The sequence below is a fragment of the Runella sp. genome, from assembly GCF_965279615.1.
GTDB lineage: Bacteria > Bacteroidota > Bacteroidia > Cytophagales > Spirosomataceae > Runella.
In genome coordinates this window covers 3,584,908-3,606,029 of the sequence record NZ_OZ257252.1, presented here as the reverse complement: position 1 = coordinate 3,606,029, position 21,122 = coordinate 3,584,908, and the positions used below count along the sequence as shown (strand labels likewise).

Here is a 21,122-nt window from a genome sequence, read left to right as displayed (position 1 = left end):
TTCTGATTATAAATTTTTTGTAGCATCTTTGAAAAATAACCATTATAAAATGAACGAAAGGCTTCACAACCGTCGCGGTTTTTTAAAGAAAAGTGCATTGGCCACACTGACAGGAATGGTTGGAACAGAGATTGTTTTTGCCGAAAATATGCCCAAAGATCACGTTCCATTGGCCTTGGATGAAGGATTGACCGGGAAGCATCCCGACCTGATCGTATTGAGTGATAAACCTTGGAACGTTGAAACACCTCCGCATCTGTTAGATGATGAAATCACACCCATAGAGCGGATGTTCATTCGTAACAATGGTCTTGTTCCCGAAGAAAAGATCGACCCTAAAACATGGACGCTGACCATTAAAGGAGAGTCGGTCAAAGCGCCGAAAACGTATTCATTAAGCGAGTTAAAATCAAAATTTAAAAACTATACTTACCAACTGGTATTGGAATGCGGCGGCAACGGTCGTTCCGGATTTGTGCCGCAAACGTCAGGGAATCAATGGGATCAGGGTGCGGTAAGTTGTGCAGCATGGACAGGTGTACGCCTGAAAGATATTCTCAACGATGTGGGCTTGAAAGACGATGCGGTATATATCGGTTACTACGGCAAAGACCTGCATCCAAGTCGCGACCCGAGCAAAGTGGTGATTTCGCGTGGTGTACCCATCAAAAAAGCGTTGGAAGATGAAACCCTTGTGGTGTGGGCGGTGAATGGGCAGGACTTGCCTTTGATGCACGGGTTTCCATTGCGGCTGGTGATTGGCGGCTGGCCGGCTTCAGTATCGGGTAAATGGCTGCATACCATTGCCATCCGTAACAAAGAACACGACGGTGCCAAGATGGAAGGTCATAGCTACCGCATTCCCCGACAGCCCATTCCGCCCGGAGAAAAGCTGGCCGAAACGCCTGAAAACTTTCGTATCATAGAGTCAATGCCTGTCAGATCATTGATTACCTATCCAAAAACGGGTGCTATGATCGAGTTGGGAAAAACACTTTCATTGCGCGGCCATGCTTGGGCGGGTGATGTCGGGGTGAAAGAGTTTCAGGTTTCCATTGACTACGGAGCTACTTGGCAAAAAGTAACCCTTCAAGCACCCAAAAACCGCTTGGCATGGCAACGATGGTCGGCTCAAATTCAGCTTCCTAAAAAAGGATATTATGAAGTATGGGCACGCGCCACGGATGCCAACGGGGTAGCCCAGCCAATGGTGATACCTGCCTGGAACCCGGGAGGTTATCTTAATAATTCCTGTCATCGTATTGCCGTGAAAGCGGTTTAGGAACTGAAAATGATGAACCGAAAAATGATGAACTGCAAAATGTAAAATGAGAAAGTGTTGATAATCAATACAATTAACTTTAAATCCATTGGCCATTTTTAGGCTTATCTCTTGATTGATCACTATGATAAAAAACTTATTTTTAGTCTTTTGCACCGTTGGATTGTTCGTTGCAGCTATTCAACGTGAACAAAAAAATAACTCATTTTCAGCATCAACGCAACTGCTTGCCGACAGTGTCGATGTTGAAACGGGTCTGGCACTAGACCCCAATTTTATGATCGTAAAAGCGCAGTGTACGGGATGCCATTCGCCTAAATTGATCTTACAGCACCGCTTTACGCGCGATGAATGGCTCAGTAAAATTCGCTGGATGCAACGCAATCATAAATTGTGGGATTTGGGGCAAACCGAAAAAACGGTACTGGATTATCTGGCCAAGCATTATGCGCCCAATCAAGCTGCTTACTCGCGCCGGGAGCCGTTGCGCAATGTGAAATGGTATAAGTTGGAGGAGTAGAAGAAATATTTTACCATATAAGGCATATAACAATATATTAAGTAAGCAGTGGTATTTATCATTGTAAACCGTTAATTAAAAAGTTTGAATACAAATGATTGTATCTCTTTAAGGCTTGTTTTACGGAAACCCAAAAGCCTCGGAGAGGCAAAACCTTTGTAGATTGAAAGAGAAGCCTGCCCGGAGCTTCGGAGAAGCATAACATAAATAGTTCCTCCTCTCGTTTGAAGCAAAGGAACTGACATCCTTCCAATTTATGTTGCATAAAGACTGTGTCGACAGCAGTATGCATTTTTTGATTCAAATCCAATGAAATACCACCGCGTTTTAGTGGAAGCGATTGTTTTTTCGCTGACCGAAATCTTCGAAAAAGGGCGTCAGGCCGACAAAGTAATTGAACAGGTTCTCAAGTCCAATCGTAAATGGGGCGCGCGCGACCGAGGCTTTATTGCCGAAAATACCTATGAAATTGTTCGTTGGTGGCGATTGTTGGATTTTGTAACCCAGTCGATGGGCAAACCTTCTTATCTGGATTTCTTTGCGGCATGGCAGTTGCTTAAAGGGAATGAGCTTCCGCCGTGGACAGAGTTTTCTCATATAAAACCAAATGCCATACGACAGGCGTACGAAGAAGCAAAGAAAAACCGCAAAGTCCGTGAATCAATTCCTGATTGGTTGGACGAAATAGGCGCTTCCGAATTGGGAACAGCATGGGACGCTGAACTTCATGCGCTTAATCAAACCGCGCCGGTGGTTTTGAGAGCCAATACGCTCAAAACGACGGCAGCAGAGTTGAAACAGGCGCTGGCAAGCAAAGATATCTTTACTGAAAACCTACCTGATCTTCCGGATGCTTTGAAACTGCGGGAGAAAAAGAACGTTTTCCAAACAGAATATTTTCAAAATGGCCTCTTTGAAGTGCAGGACGCAGGCTCGCAGCGCATAGCACCCATGTTGGATGTACAGCCGGGCATGAGGGTCATTGATGCATGTGCGGGAGCGGGCGGCAAAACCCTGCATTTAGCGGCACTTATGCAAAACCAAGGGCGACTGATCGCGATGGATATCGAAGGTTGGAAACTGGAAGAACTTCGTCGAAGGGCGCGGCGAAATGGAGTAAGCAATGTAGAGACGCGCGTCATTGAAGCCAAAACCATCAAGCGCCTTCGCGATACCGCCGACCGGGTTTTATTGGATGTGCCTTGTTCAGGTTTGGGGGTTTTACGTCGAAATCCCGATTCCAAATGGAAAATGAAACCTGATTTTTTGACGCAGATTCGCCAAACACAGTATGAAATTCTGACCAATTATTCACAAATGGTGAAGCCGGGAGGAAAATTAGTGTATGCCACATGCAGCATTCTGCCGTCAGAAAGCGAGTGGCAGGTAAAGCGGTTTATGCAGGAGCAGGGCGCAAAATGGCAGCTTTTGCAGGAAGCGCGAACCTCTCCCGCTCGCGATGGTTTTGACGGATTTTATATGGCCGGTTTGATGAAATCTTTGTAAACCAACCATTTTTTACGTTCTTTACACCAGAATCTATATGACGAAATGCTTACCATTCAAAGCAACGTTTCTCTTAAATCATACAATACCTTCGGCATAGATGCCACGGCGCGTTATCTTGTAGAAGTGGATAATGACGAAGATATTCAAACGCTGCTGCAACTCCCGGATGTTCAGACCTTTCCCAAACTTATCTTGGGTGGCGGCAGTAATCTTCTCCTCACGCAGGACTTCAACGGGTTGGTTGTCAAAATCAATATAAAGGGAATTCAGACGGTCAAAGAAGATCAGGATAATGTATGGATACGAGCCGGTGCCGGCGAAAATTGGCACGAATTTGTGATGTATTGTGTGGAAAAGGGACTGAGCGGTCTTGAAAATCTATCACTTATTCCGGGTACGGTCGGTGCAGCTCCCATGCAGAATATCGGTGCTTACGGTGTTGAGATCAAAGATACCTTTGAACGGCTCGAAGCAGTTCATATTCTGACCGGTCAAAAGCGGATATTTACCAAAGAAGAGTGCCGATTTGGCTACCGCGACAGTATCTTCAAAAACGAGGTAAGAGGAGAATACATCATCAGTCATGTTCAGTTCAGGCTGCAAAAAACGCCGACATTCCACGTTGCTTACGGCGATATTCAAAAAACACTCGACCAAATGGGCATCAAAGAGTTGACCATCAAAGCGGTCAGCGATGCGGTCATCAAAATAAGGCGCAGTAAACTTCCTGATCCCGCCGAGATCGGAAATGCGGGAAGTTTCTTCAAAAACCCTGAAATCCCGGCGGCTCAGTATCAAACGTTGAAAGCGACTTTCCCCGAAATACCGGGATATATCATTAATGATGAAACCGTGAAAGTACCGGCAGGTTGGTTGATCGAGCAATGCGGCTGGAAAGGCAAACGCTTTGGAAGTATTGGAGTACATGCCCGTCAGGCGTTGGTATTGGTAAACTATGGCGGTGGTAAAGGTAACGATATCAGGCAATTAGCTGAGAAGATACAATTGTCTGTCGAAGAGCAATTCGGTATCCGGCTTCATACCGAAGTCAATTTTATATAAAAAAAGTTGCTCGGAATCCGACCAACTTTTTAAACCTTCCTCTTTTAAAATCAGCATTCATCACTTTACCTGTTGGAATTGATGACATCGCTAATGTTGTGTCAGCTCGCTCTTACTCAAAAAGCATGTGCGTAGACAAACAATTTGTCTTTAAGTTCTTTACGTGCAATGTGGATCCGATTTTTAACCGTCCCGATGGGAATCCGTAAACGGTCGGCGATCTCATGATACTTAAATCCTCGATAGTACAACATAAAAGGTGTACGATAGGACTCTTCCAATGAATTAACGGCTTTGCTGATGTCGTCCATCACAAATTTGCCTGAGGCATCATTTTCCGTACTGTTTTCAAAAGAATTGATGTAATGTAAGTTATCACTTGTATCAATAAAGGTATTCTTACGCACCATCCGTTGGTAGTTGGTGATGAAGGTATTTTTCATGATCGTATACAACCAAGCCTTTAGGTTGGTACCATCAGCATATTTGTCACGATTTGTAAAAGCCTTCAATAACGTATCCTGAAGCAAATCATTCGCATCCTCGTTGTCTTTTGTCAACCGCATGGCAAAAGGCTTGAGCGACTTTGAGACCTTAGCGATGTGATAAGTAAACTCAATGGCAGTCATGGTAAGGCTTGTTTATTTTTTATTGTTATTTTGTTGAACCAAATTTAGGTAAATATTAAACAAAAATCAAAACTATTAACGAGAAAAATTATTTAAAACCGTTATGAGGTTTGTTTTTTAAGCTTAAAATATGCTGTATACGTTTGGTGTATTTAAGCTATAAGGCTGTTTTTAATAAAAAAAAGAAACTTTATGGCTTGAAAATTCAAAAATACAGTAATGTTTAACGTATGGCTAACAAGGCTATACAATTGTATGCCAAAAACAATTGTTTTGCTTTTTGTTTAATCTATCCTAAACAAAATTTTGAGCTTAGTATAAAAAATCCAGAGGATTGGGGTAGATGAATTGATAGTTGAGCTTGTCTTGTAATTTTTGAGAAGAAATGATTTTAAAAGGATTTTTAGCAACGGTTAAAAAAGTTGGGGGTTCATAGCCATAAGGGGCACAACTCGCCAAATAAACGTCGCGTCGAGTAGGATGGAGTGGTGCCGTTACATTATAGGTTTCGTTCCATACCGAAGGATTTTGTAAAAAAGCTTTTATCACTCCAATGGCGTCGTCTCGGTGAATATAATTGACGGGAACGTCGCCGGTAGTGATGTCTTTTTTACCTGATACATATTTTCCCGGTATTCGCTCATACCCCATCAACCCACCACATCGTAATATGAGTGATTGCTGAGGCAGGGTTTGAATCAGTTGCTCTGCTTCTGCCAACGCCGGAGAAGCCGATTGACTTGGTTGAATCACGTCTTCTTCTTTTACTTCGCGGTTAAGCTCGGGATAAACAGAAGTTGAACTGATATAAATGATCTGTTGAACAGGAGTTTCTTTCAATAATTCCAACAAATACCGCATTTGAGCAGGGTGGAAGTCTGCGCCTGTACGCTCCAATCGGGGAGGGATGGCAATGATCAGCACTTCACAGTCCAACAGATAATCCCAGCCTATGCCTTTGGGTTCGGGGGTAAGTTGCAGCCACAAAGGCTCGATCTCAAGCGCGCGCAAGGCAGCCAATTTTTCGACGCTCGTGGTGCTTCCCTTTACCTTATGCCCTTCTTCCACAAGTTGCGCGGCCAGCGGTAATCCCAACCAACCACACCCTAAAATGCTTATTTTCATGGTTTTTCAAATCTTAGAACAGCCCATTGATTGAGCGTTTTTTGGGTTATCAATCGGAGATTAACCTCTTCGGCTTTTTGGACAATGTCGGCAATATCAAATTCATAAAAACCGCTGACCATCAGCGTTCCGCCATTTGCAAGAAACTCAACGTATGTTGGTATTTCCTGTAACAAAATGTTGCGATTGATATTTGCCAAGACGATATCATACGTAGCCAACGGACAATCAGCGATTGTTCCCTGAAAAACGTGGATATGGCTGCAACCATTCATTGCGGCATTCTCAACCGCATTCAGATACGCCCACTCTTCAATGTCAAAGGCTGTCAGGCGGGTTGCTCCGAGTTTCTCCGCCAAAATGGCTAAAATTCCCGTGCCACTACCCACGTCCAACAACGATTTTTCCTCATGATCAAGTGAAAGTTGTTGTTCCATCACCAATGTAGTGGTTTCATGGTGCCCCGTTCCAAACGACATTTTAGGGTCGATCACAATATCATATTCAAACGTTGGATCGGGTGTATGGTAAGAAGCACGAACACGAATCTTCCCGGCTACTTCAATGGGTTGATAATTGCGCTCCCATTCTTCGTTCCAGTTTTTTGTCTCCAATTGTTCATGTACAAAGGCAATAGGTGTCAGCGATTGATAGCGATCTATCACTTGCTGCAACAGTACTACGTCAAAGAGCGTTTCAGGTATATACGCTGAAAGGCCGTCATTGGATTCTACAAATGACTCATATCCGATCTCGGCCAACTCAGCGATGAGGATATCATTATAGTCAGGATTAAGCGTTAAGCGTGTTTCGGCGTAATTCGTGGGCATAACAAAGAAGTCTAAATGAGTAAATTTATAAGTAGTTATGAAACAGCACACAAGGCTATTTGTTGTTTACAAAAGGGAGACAAAGGTACGCCCAATCTGATTTTAAATTACATTTGCACAAACCATTCGTTCCAATGTTTTACGTTGCTTCCACTGCATTGCCTTTCCATCAATTACTCCTTGATTTTAAGGGAGAAATCTATTTTGATGCTTCTACTGAACACCAAGCAATTCGGCGGTTGTATTCAACAGATGCCTCCGTTTATCAGGAAATGCCACTGGCAGTCGCTTTGCCGCGAACAGTCAATGACATTCAAAAACTTATTTTGTTTGCAGCTGAAAATGGTACCACACTCATTCCACGGGCGGCGGGAACATCCTTGGCCGGTCAGGTGGTAGGAAATGGAATTGTGGTGGATATTTCTAAATATTTTGATAAAATTTTGGAGATCAACCCGGAAGAACGTTGGGTGCGGGTGCAACCCGGCGTTATTCGTGACGATTTGAACGTTGTTTTGCGACCCTACGGATTGATGTTTGGCCCCGAAACATCTACTGCCAACCGCGCCATGATCGGCGGTATGATCGGCAATAATTCCTGCGGCCTTCATTCCATCAGTTGGGGCGCTACCCGTGACCACTTATTGGCAACAAAAGTAGTATTGAGCGATGGAAGCGAAGCGACTTTCGGTGGCAAATTGGCCTCTGACAGCAACAATACTTTTCAACAGCAGATAGAACAAAGCCTTACTTCACTGTTGGCAGATGCTCACAATCAGGAGCTTATTCGCCAAAAATTTCCAAAAAAAACAATTACCCGCCGTAATACAGGGTATGCCCTCGACGCGTTGCTCGAAACGCAAAACGGCATCGATTTACCTAAACTCATTGCAGGATCTGAAGGGACATTGTGCTTTATTACAGAAGCAAAACTCAATCTTTTGCCCCTGCCACCCACTGAATTGGGCTTGCTTTGCGTGCATTGTACTTCGCTCCATGAATCGCTTTTGGCCAACGGCATTGCCATGAAATATACTCCGTTGGCGTCTGAATTGGTCGATAAGTATATCATGGATTTTACCATCGGTCACCATGAATACCAATACAATCGCTTTTTTATTGAAGGAGATCCGGCGGCCTTACTCATGGTGGAATTTGGGGCCGAAACGCGCATTGAAGTAGAAGCCATTGCGGCAAAATTGGTTGGTGAATTAAAAATCAACGGATTGGGGTATGCCTTTCCATTGCTGTTTGGCGACGAATCCAAAAAAGCGTGGGATGTGCGTAAAGCAGGACTTGGCTTGATACGCAACTTGCCCGGTGATCTGCAACCGGTCAACCTCATCGAAGACTGTGCCGTGGCGGTGGAAGATCTGCCGGAGTATATTAAAGACCTGGGTGAAGTGCTCCAAAAACATCAGGTACATGCATCGTATTATGCCCATGCGGGGGCGGGAGAGTTGCACGTTGAGCCAATGGTCAATTTAAAAACGTCGGAAGGAAAAACGAAATTTCGGGCTATTTTGGCGGATACTGCCGTATTGCTCAAAAAATACAATGGATCACTTTCCGGAGAACACGGCGATGGCCGTCTGCGAGGTGAGTTTATTCCGTTTATGATGGGAGAAGAAGTGTATGGGTTGTTTCGGGAAGTAAAGCAGTTGTTTGATCCGAAGGGCGTATTTAATCGGGGGAAAATCGTGGACACACCGCCGATGAATGAATTTCTGCGTTATCAGCCCGATCAAAAAGCCTCTCACATAGACACGATCTTTGATTTTTCAAAACAGGAAAGCCTTTTACGGTTAACAGAAAAGTGCAGTGGATCAGGTGATTGTCGCAAAACGCACATCACAGGCGGAACCATGTGTCCCAGCTACATGGCCACGCGACGCGAACGTGATACTACCCGCGCACGCGCCAATATGTTACGGCATTTTTATACCGAGTCTTCGTCTATTGGTGCCACCGCAGAGGAAACGAAGGAGATTCTGGACTTGTGTCTATCCTGCAAAGGCTGTAAATCAGAATGTCCATCGAGCGTGGATATTTCAAAGTTAAAGGCGGAGTTCTTGCAAAGCTATTATGACAAAAACGGCGTGCCGTTTCGGTCGCGCCTGATCGCCAATTTTTCTCAGCAAATGCGACTTGCGAGCATTGCGCCGTGGGCGTATAATGCTGTTTTCGGAACAGACACATTGCGCCGAATGGCTAATAAAGTCGTTGGCTTTCACCCTGATCGAACCATGCCGATGCTCCATAAAACGACATTGAAGCAATGGTTTAAGAACCGCACTGTAGAGACGCAGCAGCGGCGGGTCTATTTATTTTGTGATGAATTTACGAATTACAACGATGTTGAAGTTGGACAAAAAGCGATTCAATTGCTGGAAAAACTGGGTTATGAAGTAATCATCCCCAAACACGTTGAAAGCGGCCGAACCTATCTTTCCAAAGGCTTGGTGAAAGAAGCAAAGAAAATTGCGATTCAAAATGTGGAAATGCTGAAAGATCTGATTTCGGCAGAAACCCCTTTGATCGGGATTGAACCTTCCGCTATTTTGACTTTCCGGGATGAATACCTTGATTTAGTGCCTAAAGAACTTCAGGAAGCAGCCCAAAAATTGGCGCAAAATGCACTACAGTTTGAAGAGTTCATTGCCCGTGAAATGGATGCGAAACGAATTCATCGTCAGCAGTTTACGAATGAACAAAAAACCATTAAATTGCACGGGCATTGTCATCAGAAAGCCTTATCGTCGTTGACACCGTCCAAAAAGATGCTGTCTTTGCCCGAAAACTACACTGTTCAGTTGATTCCATCGGGTTGTTGCGGTATGGCGGGTTCCTTCGGTTATGAGCAGGAACATTATGAATTATCAATGCAAGTGGGTGAATTGGTGCTTTTCCCTACAGTACGCCAACAGCCCGCAGAGGTGCTCATTGCTGCGCCGGGCACGAGTTGCCGCCATCAGATCAAAGATGGAACGGGGCGCAAAGCCAAGCACCCGATCGAGATTTTGTGGGAAGCCTTACGCAGTTAAACAGCCAATCTTATGCGGTACTTACTTCTCTTGCTTTTTTGTTGTTTGCGGAGTTTTGCCCAGTCGAGCGGATCGGTTACGCCGAATGTGCATATTCAGGGGCATTTCGAAGGGTTTCCGTCTTCGCAATATCGGGTCTTTGTGACTAAACCGGCCGTACTCAGCAACTACAATTACACTCCGGAAGAGACAACTACAAGAGAACAAACCGATCAATGCGGGAGTTTTAAAAAAGACCTATGGCTTGAATCCCCCCAAAAAGTAACGGTTGAATGTTTGGGTTATCAATTGGATTTTTTTCTTAAACCCAACGATACCCTTTATTTTGTCAATCCAAATCGCTCGCATTCGCCGGTCATAAAAGGACCAACGGCGCCTCTACATCGTTTTTTGTACGAAAGTATGTTGCTAGGAAAAGACTCACTTTGTCAGAAGCCGTTGTTTCAACACATGTCTTTGGAGGATTATTCGTTTGTGGTCAATGACCTCAGCGCGTTATCTTGGGAGCGTTATCAACGGGAATGCGATACCGCTAATGTTGCTATTAATTACTATGTAAAGGCATCGTTGGAAGGACAAAAGTTTTTACGTAAGCAAACCTATATACGCAGCCAGGGAGAACAGTCAAAGAATGAAACGATCTCATTAAACTTACTCGGAGATGAAGCCCTCATTTCGGATATTTATATCAACGCCCTTTATTCTCATTGGCTTGGCTACCTTCCAACTCCATTTATGAACAGAAATGCCGTTTTCCAAATAGACAGCACTGTCTGGGAAGGGCGCTATAATGCCATTTATGAGGGACTTCGAAAATTGCCCAAAACCCGTGAGTTGATGCTTGCTCATACCGTACGAAGATCGGTCTCCTTTATTTCGTTTTCTACAGAAAAAGAAATAACCGTTCCCACCAAATTATTTGAGCGCTTTAAAGAAGATTTCCCTCGGTCTTCCTATACCAATGTACTTGCGCAAGACATTCTTGACACCTCAAAGCGGGTAAAGAGAATGCCTCCGCCTCAAAAGTAAAAGTCAGTCGATCAGTTTGTTTTTGATGGCAAAGCGCACCAGCCCCACTACCGTATTCAATCCCAATTTCTTGAAGATATTGCGACGATGGGTTTCGATAGTATGAGTACTGATATTCAACTGTTTGGCGATAGCTTCGCTGGACAGATCCTGCACGATGAATCGGATAATTTCGATTTCCCGTTTGGTCAGCTGAGGAACGCCATCTACTATTTCGTAGCCACCGGGCACCTGCGGATTGGGAATGGAAGCTAATTGTTTTTCTATGTCGCGGCTAAAATAACGCCTGCCTTCATTGATTTCTGTCAGGGCTTTTCTCAGCTCATCCGGAGTGGCACTTTTGAGAACATAGCCCCAAGCACCTGCCTGAATTGCTTCGCGAATCTGGGAGGCTTCCTCTATCATAGTAAGCAATACCACTTTAATGTGAGGAAATCGCTCTTTTAAGCGAATGGTAATTTCAATACCTCCTAAATAAGGCATATTAAGGTCAGAAACAACGATGTCAATCGGGGTTTCTTCAACTAGTTGGAGCACTTCCAGTCCGTTCGTTGCTTTGGCAACAACCTGAATATCTTCTTTTTTTTCTAAGAGAATGGCCAAGCTTTCCAGTAAAATCAGGTGATCATCTGCCAGTAAAACACGCATATGTGGGTACTTTTTCCCGGAAAAAAGATTCTTTTTTGATAGAGAATGGTATAATGCTCAAAAATAGATAATGGTGTAGATAAATAACTTCTTTTACTAAAAAGGATTAGTTAATAATTTGAGGATCGATGTTCTTTTTCTTCGGGCAATGGGAATGGAGGTTCCATCCGTCATCAGGATACAATGATTGTCACTATCTACCGACAAAATGTATTGGCAGTTGACAACATGGCTTTTATGTACTCGTATAAACTGCTCCGGAAGGCGATCAAGATAGGTACCAAGGGGGCGGCAGGTCATAATGGGCTGGCCGGCCACTTTGATAAAACGGGTATAATTACGAACACCTTCCAATCTTGTTACGCTTTCGAGATTGAATGAAAAACGATGCAGACGGGCCAAATCTGTGGGAATGAGTAAGTGCGGATTCATAACATAGGATAGTAATAGGTGAATACGTAGATAAAGTAAAGGTTTGAATACCCAAAGTTCACACAACCTTTGACAACACACAATACTGGAATTCCGGTATTTTTATCCTAAATCGGCATTTTTTTGTTGAATTTTTGGGATATTATGCCCATTTTCGACAAGTCGCCTTCGAAATGTATTTTGGAGTAGTACAATTTGAGAGATTTATCGACTCCGAACCGTTTGATAACTATTTAATAGAGCGGTTGTTTTTCTAGAAAAGACTCTTTTATCTTTGGCGCACTATACGTTTTGGCGTATACTTCTTCTACCCTACTTTCTGATGAATAAATGAGTGACAGCCTTGACCGAAAAGCTGTTCATCAGAGATTATCTATCTATCTATCTATCTATCTATCTATCTTGGTAGGTGGTTGCTGATGAACACCTTAAAAAGTGTTTTCATGTGCAATTTCTCCTGTTATAAACTATGGCAGCCAACTACTTAAACAGCGACCCTTTCAAACCGTTAAATCATCTGGAGTCTTACTTGCTCCGCCAATCCATTTTTCTCTCCCGTCAGGAGTTGAAGGTTCTGTATTGGGCTACAGAAGGAAAAAACAACCCTGAAATTGCTGCTCAATTAGGTACAGCCACTTGCACCGTTAAGACGCACAAAAACAACCTTATCGCAAAGCTTGGAGTAGCAGGAAAAGCCGGCTTTCAGAAGTTCTTGCTGGAGACAGCTCAAAATATATGGTTAACGTGAAAGCGTTTGTGATTTCTACAGGCAAGCCCGTACAAGTGCCTTTAAGTGCCTTTACGCTTGCTTACGTTTAGATAGATTCAATTTAGCAACGTACTTGCTCAGGCTTCCCTGTGGAAGTATTTTGCTAAATATGGGACTATATAAACAATTTTATTGAAGACCAATAACGAAAACAACCACATCTAAACCTCATGCACTCATTGAAACAATTAGAAGCCTTCCTGCTTCGGAAATCTATCTCGCTCACTTCTCAGGAACTGAAAATACTCTATTGGGCTATCAAAGGACAAACCAATGCTGAAATTGCGGCATTATTAGAAGTGAGCATCGCGACCGTCAAAACCCACAAAAATAATCTCATTTCAAAATTGGGTGTGGAAGGAAAAGAAGGATTTCGGAAATTTTTGTTAGAAATTATCAAACTTCTACAATAAGGTAAAAATCCACCCTAGGGTTGAGGCGCGGTAAAAATCTTTTGTAGAGATTTGCCCCTGACTATTGCGCAATAGTGAGTTCAAAAAGAAAAAGCCACCACGACTTTGGACGGCTGCGGTGACTTTTTCAGGCAGTTCAAACAATTATTTAACCATTTAAACCAGTACAAATTTATGAAAAAAATCGTTTTATCAACGATGGGGGCAATCCTTTTGACTGCTCTGATGATTAGTTGTAATCAGCCAAAAGAAACGGAAGTTTCGCCGACCACCGCAAAAAGAGGTGAAGAGCCTCTAAGTGTCATTGACCAAATGGAGAAGGAAGAAGGAGTGAAGTTTTTTAAAAAAGATGTAACAATTACTGATGAAAGTGGCAAAAACAAGGTAGTAATGCGATTTGCAACATTAAAAGAAGATGCACTTAGTGCATACTTAGCAACTCATCATTATGAAATTATACCAAGGTTTAAGGCTTCTAAAGCAGAAAGTACAATCTCTCAAATCACCAACCCTTTAGATGAAAAGAAAAATAAGGAATTCTTAAATGTGGAGAGAGAGAGAATTGTTACCGAAGTTATATCTAAACAACTTGAAAAGGATGTTATTGGTTATGCGGTTAAGGTTACAATAGGAAGCATTAAAAACGCTAAAACTTTATACAATTATGCTTACAGTGAAACTCATACGACCCCTGATAATTGGCCGGAAGAATTAATTATTACCGTTTTTGGTAAAGTCGGTTGTGCAGAATCCCATGTTCTTTATGGAATAGATTATAAGAATAACTGGGCTTCATCTTGGTATTCGCTGGATGGTAAACCTTGGGATAACTATTGGGTTGGAGCGGATTACGGTATATACAATTGGTTGCCTTGCGAGCATCCTAATCATAATGGTACACGTACACACAATGTTGATGGGCCATATAGAGTGCGATTTAACATCCAACATGATGGTAATTATACCTATCAATGGGTAAATCCGTAGTAATTATTCAATTTATCACCCCTTAACAGTTTGTTAGGGGGTGATATTAATCTAATTTAAAATGAAAATATTACATATTGCATTGTGGATAACAGGACTTCTTATTTGCTTTTCGTCATGTTTAAGTAAGCAGGAAAAGGTTATTCAAACAGAGTTAGATAAGATTGAAGGCCAATGGAAAATAAACGCCTTAACTGTAGAAGGGCAAAATGCCAATGATTGGAAAAATTTGCTAAAGTCGGGAGAGCTATTGTTTAAAAACTGTCGCGCAAAAAATGTTAAACATGAAAACACCTATTGTGATGGTGATATTGAAATAAATAAAGGAATATATAAAATCAGCTACAGATTTGATATGAACTTTATTGTTAGTGTACGTGCTCTCAGTAAAGACGGCTCTGGAATTGTAAAAATGACGGAAGAAGAAGCTAGGGTTACACAACTTTTAAGTGGTAATTGGGAATTTGTAGTCAATGATAATATACTTATTGCCAAACAACTCAAAAATAATCCTTATACGGGAGTTTTGGTCTCATTTACGGCGACCCGTAAGTAAGAAGAGTGCTTAATTTCAGCTATGAAGTATTGTTGGATATTGATTTTTTTGAGCACTGTATTGCAGGCTCAAACCGTTAGCATTAGTGGCTACGTCCGGGAAAAAGGTAGCCAGGAAAATCTTATCGGAGCTACTGTTGCTGTTGTGGGCGGTACTAATGGCACATATACTAACGCTTACGGATTTTATTCGCTTAGCCTTCCCGCTAATAGGGCTGTTACTATTCGCTTTACAACTTTAGGCTACACTTCGGAAGAAAAAGAGGTTAATCTCACCCAATCTATCCGACAAGACATATTCCTTTCCCCCAAGGCACAAGAGTTACAAGAAGTAACAATAAGTGAACAGCAGGAATTCAATCAAACAGCGCAGATGAGTGTGATGCGATTGCCGGTATCGCAAATCAAACAAATCCCTGCGTTGCTGGGCGAAAAAGATGTTATAAAAGCTCTTCAACTCTTGCCGGGAGTCCAAAAAGGTACAGAAGGCAGTACAGCTTTGTACGTACGTGGTGGTGGTCCTGATCAAAACCTGATTCTGTTGGACGAAGCACAGGTATATAATGCTAATCATTTGTTCGGATTTTTCTCCGTATTCAATGGAGATGCTATCAAAAACGTTGATTTTTGGAAAGGAGGCTTTCCCGCTCGATATGGCGGGCGGCTGTCATCGGTGATTGATCTACAGATGAAGGAGGGGGGCAAAGATCGGTTGCGGGGTGAGGGCGGAATAGGGTTACTTTCCAGCCGATTAACGCTTGATGGTCCGTTACAAAAGGAAAAATCTTCGTTTCTGATTTCGGTAAGGCGCACCTATCTTGATTTGCTTACCATGCCTCTTATGTCAAAAGAACTGAAGATAGGCTATCATTTTTATGATTTAAATGCCAAATTCAATGTTGATTTAGGTTCCAAGGATAAGGTTTACGTAAGCGGTTATTTTGGCAATGATGCCTTAGTGAATCGCGAATATGTAGAGCGTTCTACTTCTATTATCAAAACTGATTCAGGATTAGGCTGGGGTAATGCTACGGGTACGTTGCGTTGGAATCACCTGTTTAATCAAAAGCTCTTTTTGAATACCACTCTGGCGATAACTGATTTTCGTTTTCGATTATTTGATGATTTTGAACGCAGACCCACTGACGGTAGTGCTGTAAGAAGTACTTTTACCGAGTTTACTTCGTCTATTCGAGACTACACTCTAAAAACTGATTTTGACTATTTTCCTACCAATTCCCATCAGGTAAAACTAGGGGCGCTAATAACCAATCACCGATTTAAGCCACGAGCCTACATAAAAGAAAATCGAGCAAACAGTACCGGTGAATCTGAAAATCAATTATTTCAAAATCAGGAATTTGCCGGATATATTGAGGATACATACACCGGCCCAAAATTCTCTATGAATGTCGGGCTTCGCCTTAATGGTTTGAATACTTCGAGTCGTACTTACTTATTTGCAGAACCCCGTCTGACACTGGGTTATTCACTGCCTCAAAGTTGGACTATAAAAGCATCATATGCCCGCAACAACCAATTTGTTCATTTATTGACCAATACAGGTACAGGACTTTCGACCGACTTATGGGTGCCGGCCACTGAACGAGTGCCTCCGCAACAGGCTGACCAAATTGCAATAGGGATAACTAAAATGTTTCCAAAAGCAGGGTTAAATTTGACCATTGAAAGTTATCGCAAATGGATGCGCGGAATTGTAGCGTATAAAGAAGGAGCTGTCTTTTTGTCATTTGATGAGGGAGCCCAACCGTTACAATGGGAAAACAACGTAACTACCGGAAATGGTCGGTCGTATGGAACAGAGGTATTGCTTCAAAAAAACAAAGGCCGACTGACAGGCTGGATAGGCTACACACTTTCGTGGACTGTCCACCAATTCGATTCTCTTAATAATAGTAAACCATTCTATCCGCGTTATGATCGTCGTCATGATTTGTCAGTAGTTGCTTCATATAAATTATCTCCTAAAATTACCCTCTCAGCTAATTGGGTCTATGCTACGGGAAATGCTCTTACGGTACCTCAGGGTTTTTATTTTACACAAGTGGGTTTAGGCAGGACATTTCCCGAGCGGTTTGATTATCTGGGCAGCCGTAACAGTTTCAGAGCGGAGGCTTATCACCGATTGGATGTAGCTGTGCAGTTTCATAAGAAAAAACGCTGGGGTGAACGAACGTGGGAAGTGGGACTTTACAACGCTTACAGCCGACAAAATCCGCTTTATTATTATTTAAAAACTGAAAATACATCACAAGGACAACGAACTACGCTTGCCAAAAGGGGCCTGTTCCCGGTGATTCCATCAGTTAATTATAACTTCAAATTCTGATGAAATACTCTCTTTGCGCGGTTATTTTAATGGCAGGTTTTTGGGTTACATCTTGTAATAGTGGGGTGGAAATAGAACGAATTTCACCTGAAAATCTGGTAGCGCTCAGTTCATTTATATCTCCACAGGATTCGATAGTGCGGGTGTATGTTTATCAAGGCAAAGCATTGGGAGATATTTCTCGCTCAGAAACAGCAGTCATAAGCGATGCCAAAGTAACAATTGAAGAAGAAGGGAAAATTCATACTTTAGGGTTTGAATCAAAAACCAATAGTTATGAAATAAGTAATCAAATATTGAAAGTGACACCTTCTAAACACTATACTCTTCAGGTTACTACAAAATCAGGACTTGTTTTAAAAGCTGCATGCACTGTTCCTTCCAATCCTGATACCTTATTATTTGAAAGTGTTAAGGAAGGGAATGACTTTGTTTTCAGTCCGGTTTGGCCTGAGAAAACCTCTTTTTTTACGTTTTCATTTGAATTAAAGAACGTTATTTTTAACCCTAAATTAGGCGCTACAACCGGACCGTACTTAGGTGTTGTAACCGGTAATAATCTTTATGAGAGTGCAGATCGACCCAATAAGCTCTTAGAAAATAAAGTATATAATGCGTTTCTGGCAGAGACTATATCACTTAAAATAACCCTTTATTCATTGGATAAAAATGCTTTCAACTATATGAAAACGAAAGTAGAAGCCTATAACTGGAGTGCCAATACAAGCGGTCTTATTCCAAATCTTCGTGAACCGCAGCCGGTATATTCTAATGTACAGGGTGGGGTTGGGATATTTGGTTCCTATAATCAATCCATTAACGTTATCATAATTAAATAAATTTATTGATTTGAGTATTTGATAATGAGCTGTTATCAAAGAGAAAATACTTGACCGTTAGTCTGGTGAACAGGATCATGCAACAATGAAACGGGGTACGATAGACTTCTACTGTACCCCATTTCATTGTTGGATTATTCTATTTTGCAACAGCATAGATGTTAATATTTTTACGCCATTTAGTAATTTCTTCTTTTGTTTTGATAGGAATTATCTGAGCTGTTGTATCAAATTCTTCAAAGTAGAAGATGTTATAACCATGCTTGGAAATAACCTCAAACAATTCCATTTTTTCTGCATCTGTATTATTCTCAAAGCTTTCCGCAACGATGGTTGGCTTATATTTACCGATCAGATCTGAAATAGATTTTAAAATTTCTTTATCATACCCTTCGGTATCGACTTTTATAAAAGAGAGCTTGGGTAGCCATTCGCTATAATTCTTTTCTAAAAAAGACATCAACGGAATTCCTTTAATTTTTTCAGGATAAACAAATTTCCCGTGGCGACTTTCTTTGGTTGACGAAATTCCGCCATTAACGAAGGACGCTTCAGACGAAATAAAGTAGAACTCTTCTTCCTGAACAGAAATGGCAAAAGGCAAGGGATGAATGTTTAATTTCTCTTTGTTAAGTGTAGCGTTTTCACTCAATATCTTAAAAACATAAGGATTAGGATCAAACCCTAATGCTAAGCCTGATTTTCCTGCTGCTAAGCCCATCGGCACGGTTGTGTCTCCAATATTGGCGCCGATGTCAATAACAAAGTCTCCTTCTTTGATAGATTTTCGAAAGAAGTCTACCATTTCCTGCTTTAAACCCAATCGAGTGGTCAGGGGATTGTCCCACTCGGCAAAATCAATTTGACCGTCTTTTTCCAATTGATAATGGTTAATGAGCGAAGGATACTCTTTGGTAAACCGTCGGGCTATTTTTCGACGAAATGAATCTCTGAAGTAACTGAACATTAGTGTTTTAGCGTTTAGGTAAACTGGAAAAATTTAAATAATTTTCAGGAAAACTCAGCTATTGATCAAATCGTGCTAATTGATCTGATCGCTTTGGAAGGTGTGGATAGCAAATCGTTTGTCGAAAAAAGACAAGATATATGATAAACGACCGATTGGCTCGCTTGGGCCGGCAATCTTACACAACAGCCCGCTTCATTGAAGCGGGCTGTTGTGTAAAAAACTATTTCACTCTATGATTAGCCTTGTGAAAGCGCTTCGGCACCACCTACGATCTCAAGGATTTCCTTGGTGATGGCGGCTTGGCGGGAGCGGTTATATTCCAGACGCAGCGCTTTGATCAATTCCTGAGCATTGTCCGTTGCTTTGTCCATTGCAGTCATCCGTGCCCCGTGCTCGGAGGCGTTGGATTCGAGTACCGCGCGGTACAATTGAATTTTGAGCGTTTTGGGAATCAAATCGGTAACGATCTCCGCTTCCGAAGGCTCAAAAATATAGTTGACGTTGGACGTTGTGGCTTTTTTCAGATCATCCTTTGCTTCAGGGATAGGCAAAAGCTGATCGACACGGATGATTTGGGTTGCTACATTTTTGAATTCGTTGAAAATAACTTCAACGGCATCATACTTACCGGATTCAAAATCGGCCATGATGCTTTCGGCAGCTTCTTTCACCACACCGAATTTCAAGCGGGTGTACACATCCATAAAAGACGTATTTACCTTTAACCCTCTGCGTTGGCAGGCTTCGCCTCCTTTTTTGCCTAACGCAAAAATTTCTACATTGCCTTTGGCGGCTTGTGCAGAATATTTTTCCTGAATGAGCGCCATTGCTGCCTTAACGATATTGGTATTGAAAGCACCGCAAAGTCCACGGTCGGAAGTAACAGTGACGATCAATACTTTTTCAACCGGGCGTACTTGCTTGTAAGGGCTTTCTGCCGCAGTTTCGGTACCTGCAGAGACGGTAGCGAGCATTTCGCTCAACTTCTTAGCGTAAGGACGCATTTGAATAATGGCATCCTGCGCTCGGCGAAGTTTGGCGGCAGACACCATTTTCATGGCCTTCGTGATTTGTTGCGTCGAGTTAACCGACGTGATTCTATTGCGAACTTCTTTTAATGAAGCCATTTTTTTACAGTTATCTGTTATCTGTTACCAATCATTCTCGCTGAATGACCAAATCTAACTTATCGGCATTACTGCCAACTGCTTACTTGACCTTGCGCAGCCAAATGCTGGAACCACGGCCGCGAGTGGCATAGGTAGGCATATTTTTGGCAAGCCAGTCAGCATGGAACGTTTGAAGAAAATCGTTATGGAACAATATCTGAAACGTATCCTGATACATCAAAAAGGCGCGCAAACTATAGGCTTCGTTCCAGCCAAAACGTCCGTTACCGTCAATTACCCATGCTTTGGGGTACTCAAACGGATAAAATACGTCGTGAACGTGAACGATGACGCCCGGTTTGAGACGCGGAAATAGTTCGAACAAAAAGTAATTGACATCGCTTCCCGTTTTTGATACGTGCGTTGAGTCGATAAAAAGAATATCGTTCTCTTCCAGTTTTTCAAAATAATCGACGGGAATATCCTGCAACGTTTTTTCAAAAATCGTCGTTTGCTGCCGGTCAGCCGGTGTCAACAACGAATACAAACGGTCGGGATAAGGCTCAATAAAAGTGAATTTTACGCTTTGATCGAGAAATCGCTCGTTGGTATCCAACATCACCGCCGATGAAAACCCCGACCCGGCTTCCATGATCTGCTTGGGTCGAAAATGCCGCATCATGCAATGAAGCGTGGTGGCGTCGGCGTGGATAAAATACTTGTTGACAAAGTAATACCGAAAACCGTCTTGAGGAGTATCGGTAAAAGGAACCGATGGGAAGTACGATTTTGCAAACGTCTTCATCAAAGCTACCTGCTCCTCTTCGCGAAGGTCAAGACCCGGCAATGTGCGCGGAGGCGCCGGATAGATCTGTGCTTCACGTTTGCGTACTTCATCCACGGATACGATGGGGCTGTAAAAATGCCCGGCGGGAACCCGTGTACGGTACTTACCGATAAATCGGGCTACGTCCCCGATGAGGGGCGTAGCCTTGACGATTTCTTTAATTCGCGACATTT

The 21,122-nt window shown here is 42.5% G+C and carries 20 protein-coding genes; 12 read left to right on the top strand and 8 right to left on the bottom strand.

Features of this window, described 5'->3' with window-relative positions:
- Positions 1-49: 49 nt before the first annotated feature.
- The 4 genes from ACQY73_RS15215 to murB all read left to right on the top strand — a co-directional run bounded on the left by ACQY73_RS15215 (position 50) and on the right by murB (position 4,373).
- Positions 50-1,282 carry a sulfite oxidase gene (locus ACQY73_RS15215; RefSeq protein WP_428667548.1) on the top strand — a complete coding sequence of 411 codons (1,233 nt, stop codon included), beginning with the start codon at positions 50-52 and terminating at the stop codon, positions 1,280-1,282.
- A gap of 124 nt (positions 1,283-1,406) precedes the next feature.
- Positions 1,407-1,802, top strand: a complete 396-nt coding sequence (locus ACQY73_RS15210) for a hypothetical protein (protein ID WP_428667546.1) — start codon at positions 1,407-1,409, stop codon at positions 1,800-1,802.
- A 309-nt stretch (positions 1,803-2,111) separates the two neighbouring features.
- Positions 2,112-3,308, top strand: a complete 1,197-nt coding sequence (locus ACQY73_RS15205; protein ID WP_428667544.1) for an RsmB/NOP family class I SAM-dependent RNA methyltransferase — start codon at positions 2,112-2,114, stop codon at positions 3,306-3,308.
- Positions 3,309-3,353: 45 nt separating this feature from the next.
- Positions 3,354-4,373: a UDP-N-acetylmuramate dehydrogenase gene (murB, locus tag ACQY73_RS15200; protein ID WP_428667542.1), complete on the top strand. Its 1,020-nt coding sequence runs from the start codon at positions 3,354-3,356 to the stop codon at positions 4,371-4,373.
- Between the two features lie 116 nt (positions 4,374-4,489).
- Here the strand turns inward: murB and ACQY73_RS15195 are convergent, their stop codons facing one another.
- The 3 genes from ACQY73_RS15195 to prmA form a co-directional block, all read right to left on the bottom strand.
- On the bottom strand, positions 4,490-5,002 hold the full coding sequence (locus ACQY73_RS15195; RefSeq protein WP_428667540.1) for an RNA polymerase sigma factor: 513 nt from the start codon (positions 5,000-5,002) through the stop codon (positions 4,490-4,492).
- 312 nt (positions 5,003-5,314) lie between these two features.
- Positions 5,315-6,127 carry an SDR family oxidoreductase gene (locus ACQY73_RS15190; RefSeq protein WP_428667538.1) on the bottom strand — a complete coding sequence of 271 codons (813 nt, stop codon included), beginning with the start codon at positions 6,125-6,127 and terminating at the stop codon, positions 5,315-5,317.
- Positions 6,124-6,957 (bottom strand): 50S ribosomal protein L11 methyltransferase, encoded by an 834-nt coding sequence (gene prmA, locus ACQY73_RS15185; RefSeq protein WP_428667536.1) that lies wholly within the window; start codon positions 6,955-6,957, stop codon positions 6,124-6,126. The genes ACQY73_RS15190 and prmA overlap by 4 nt, the downstream gene beginning before the upstream one ends.
- A gap of 134 nt (positions 6,958-7,091) precedes the next feature.
- On the opposite strand from prmA, the gene ACQY73_RS15180 reads away from it, so the two are divergent.
- Positions 7,092-10,001 (top strand): FAD-binding and (Fe-S)-binding domain-containing protein, encoded by a 2,910-nt coding sequence (locus ACQY73_RS15180; RefSeq protein ID WP_428667534.1) that lies wholly within the window; start codon positions 7,092-7,094, stop codon positions 9,999-10,001.
- A gap of 12 nt (positions 10,002-10,013) precedes the next feature.
- Positions 10,014-11,030, top strand: a complete 1,017-nt coding sequence (locus ACQY73_RS15175; protein WP_428667532.1) for a hypothetical protein — start codon at positions 10,014-10,016, stop codon at positions 11,028-11,030.
- Between the two features lie 3 nt (positions 11,031-11,033).
- Here ACQY73_RS15175 and ACQY73_RS15170 read toward each other — a convergent pair whose 3' ends face one another.
- Together ACQY73_RS15170 and ACQY73_RS15165 are read right to left on the bottom strand one after the other, a co-directional pair.
- Entirely contained in the window at positions 11,034-11,678 is a 645-nt protein-coding gene (locus tag ACQY73_RS15170) for a response regulator transcription factor (RefSeq protein ID WP_428667530.1), read from the bottom strand.
- A 96-nt stretch (positions 11,679-11,774) separates the two neighbouring features.
- Positions 11,775-12,110: a LytR/AlgR family response regulator transcription factor gene (locus tag ACQY73_RS15165; RefSeq protein ID WP_428667528.1), complete on the bottom strand. Its 336-nt coding sequence runs from the start codon at positions 12,108-12,110 to the stop codon at positions 11,775-11,777.
- 469 nt (positions 12,111-12,579) lie between these two features.
- Between ACQY73_RS15165 and ACQY73_RS15160 the strand changes: the two genes are divergently transcribed.
- The 6 genes from ACQY73_RS15160 (at position 12,580) to ACQY73_RS15135 (ending at position 18,023) form a co-directional block, all read left to right on the top strand.
- A complete protein-coding gene (locus tag ACQY73_RS15160) occupies positions 12,580-12,858 on the top strand; it encodes a helix-turn-helix transcriptional regulator (RefSeq protein ID WP_428667526.1) in 279 nt (92 codons plus the stop codon).
- A gap of 191 nt (positions 12,859-13,049) precedes the next feature.
- Positions 13,050-13,292, top strand: a complete 243-nt coding sequence (locus ACQY73_RS15155) for a response regulator transcription factor (RefSeq protein ID WP_428667524.1) — start codon at positions 13,050-13,052, stop codon at positions 13,290-13,292.
- Positions 13,293-13,466: 174 nt separating this feature from the next.
- Complete coding sequence (locus ACQY73_RS15150; RefSeq protein ID WP_428667522.1) at positions 13,467-14,279, top strand: hypothetical protein; 813 nt, start codon at positions 13,467-13,469, stop codon at positions 14,277-14,279.
- 61 nt (positions 14,280-14,340) lie between these two features.
- Complete coding sequence (locus ACQY73_RS15145) at positions 14,341-14,835, top strand: hypothetical protein (RefSeq protein ID WP_428667520.1); 495 nt, start codon at positions 14,341-14,343, stop codon at positions 14,833-14,835.
- 21 nt (positions 14,836-14,856) lie between these two features.
- Positions 14,857-17,184: a TonB-dependent receptor gene (locus ACQY73_RS15140; protein WP_428667518.1), complete on the top strand. Its 2,328-nt coding sequence runs from the start codon at positions 14,857-14,859 to the stop codon at positions 17,182-17,184.
- On the top strand, positions 17,184-18,023 hold the full coding sequence (locus ACQY73_RS15135; protein ID WP_428667516.1) for a DUF4249 domain-containing protein: 840 nt from the start codon (positions 17,184-17,186) through the stop codon (positions 18,021-18,023). Before ACQY73_RS15140 ends, ACQY73_RS15135 begins: the two co-directional genes overlap by 1 nt.
- A 139-nt stretch (positions 18,024-18,162) precedes the next feature.
- On the opposite strand, the gene ACQY73_RS15130 is transcribed toward ACQY73_RS15135, so the two are convergent.
- The 3 genes from ACQY73_RS15130 to ACQY73_RS15120 form a co-directional block, all read right to left on the bottom strand.
- Positions 18,163-18,903, bottom strand: coding sequence for an FkbM family methyltransferase (locus ACQY73_RS15130; RefSeq protein ID WP_428667514.1), 741 nt, complete (start codon positions 18,901-18,903; stop codon positions 18,163-18,165).
- Between the two features lie 326 nt (positions 18,904-19,229).
- A complete protein-coding gene (gene atpG, locus ACQY73_RS15125; protein WP_428667512.1) occupies positions 19,230-20,120 on the bottom strand; it encodes an ATP synthase F1 subunit gamma in 891 nt (296 codons plus the stop codon).
- An 82-nt stretch (positions 20,121-20,202) separates the two neighbouring features.
- The gene (locus ACQY73_RS15120; protein WP_428667510.1) at positions 20,203-21,120 is read right to left on the bottom strand and encodes a class I SAM-dependent methyltransferase; all 918 of its coding nucleotides are present in this window, start codon (positions 21,118-21,120) and stop codon (positions 20,203-20,205) included.
- Positions 21,121-21,122: the final 2 nt, after the last annotated feature.

Coding starts and splice junctions, on each gene's coding strand:
- ACQY73_RS15215 (WP_428667548.1), top strand. CDS start 50: ATGAACGAAAGGCTTCACAACCGTCGCGGTTTTTTAAAGAAAAGTGCA.
- ACQY73_RS15210 (WP_428667546.1), top strand. CDS start 1,407: ATGATAAAAAACTTATTTTTAGTCTTTTGCACCGTTGGATTGTTCGTT.
- ACQY73_RS15205 (WP_428667544.1), top strand. CDS start 2,112: ATGAAATACCACCGCGTTTTAGTGGAAGCGATTGTTTTTTCGCTGACC.
- murB (WP_428667542.1), top strand. CDS start 3,354: ATGCTTACCATTCAAAGCAACGTTTCTCTTAAATCATACAATACCTTC.
- ACQY73_RS15195 (WP_428667540.1), bottom strand. CDS start 5,002: ATGACTGCCATTGAGTTTACTTATCACATCGCTAAGGTCTCAAAGTCG.
- ACQY73_RS15190 (WP_428667538.1), bottom strand. CDS start 6,127: ATGAAAATAAGCATTTTAGGGTGTGGTTGGTTGGGATTACCGCTGGCC.
- prmA (WP_428667536.1), bottom strand. CDS start 6,957: ATGCCCACGAATTACGCCGAAACACGCTTAACGCTTAATCCTGACTAT.
- ACQY73_RS15180 (WP_428667534.1), top strand. CDS start 7,092: ATGTTTTACGTTGCTTCCACTGCATTGCCTTTCCATCAATTACTCCTT.
- ACQY73_RS15175 (WP_428667532.1), top strand. CDS start 10,014: ATGCGGTACTTACTTCTCTTGCTTTTTTGTTGTTTGCGGAGTTTTGCC.
- ACQY73_RS15170 (WP_428667530.1), bottom strand. CDS start 11,678: ATGCGTGTTTTACTGGCAGATGATCACCTGATTTTACTGGAAAGCTTG.
- ACQY73_RS15165 (WP_428667528.1), bottom strand. CDS start 12,110: ATGAATCCGCACTTACTCATTCCCACAGATTTGGCCCGTCTGCATCGT.
- ACQY73_RS15160 (WP_428667526.1), top strand. CDS start 12,580: ATGGCAGCCAACTACTTAAACAGCGACCCTTTCAAACCGTTAAATCAT.
- ACQY73_RS15155 (WP_428667524.1), top strand. CDS start 13,050: ATGCACTCATTGAAACAATTAGAAGCCTTCCTGCTTCGGAAATCTATC.
- ACQY73_RS15150 (WP_428667522.1), top strand. CDS start 13,467: ATGAAAAAAATCGTTTTATCAACGATGGGGGCAATCCTTTTGACTGCT.
- ACQY73_RS15145 (WP_428667520.1), top strand. CDS start 14,341: ATGAAAATATTACATATTGCATTGTGGATAACAGGACTTCTTATTTGC.
- ACQY73_RS15140 (WP_428667518.1), top strand. CDS start 14,857: ATGAAGTATTGTTGGATATTGATTTTTTTGAGCACTGTATTGCAGGCT.
- ACQY73_RS15135 (WP_428667516.1), top strand. CDS start 17,184: ATGAAATACTCTCTTTGCGCGGTTATTTTAATGGCAGGTTTTTGGGTT.
- atpG (WP_428667512.1), bottom strand. CDS start 20,120: ATGGCTTCATTAAAAGAAGTTCGCAATAGAATCACGTCGGTTAACTCG.
- ACQY73_RS15120 (WP_428667510.1), bottom strand. CDS start 21,120: ATGTCGCGAATTAAAGAAATCGTCAAGGCTACGCCCCTCATCGGGGAC.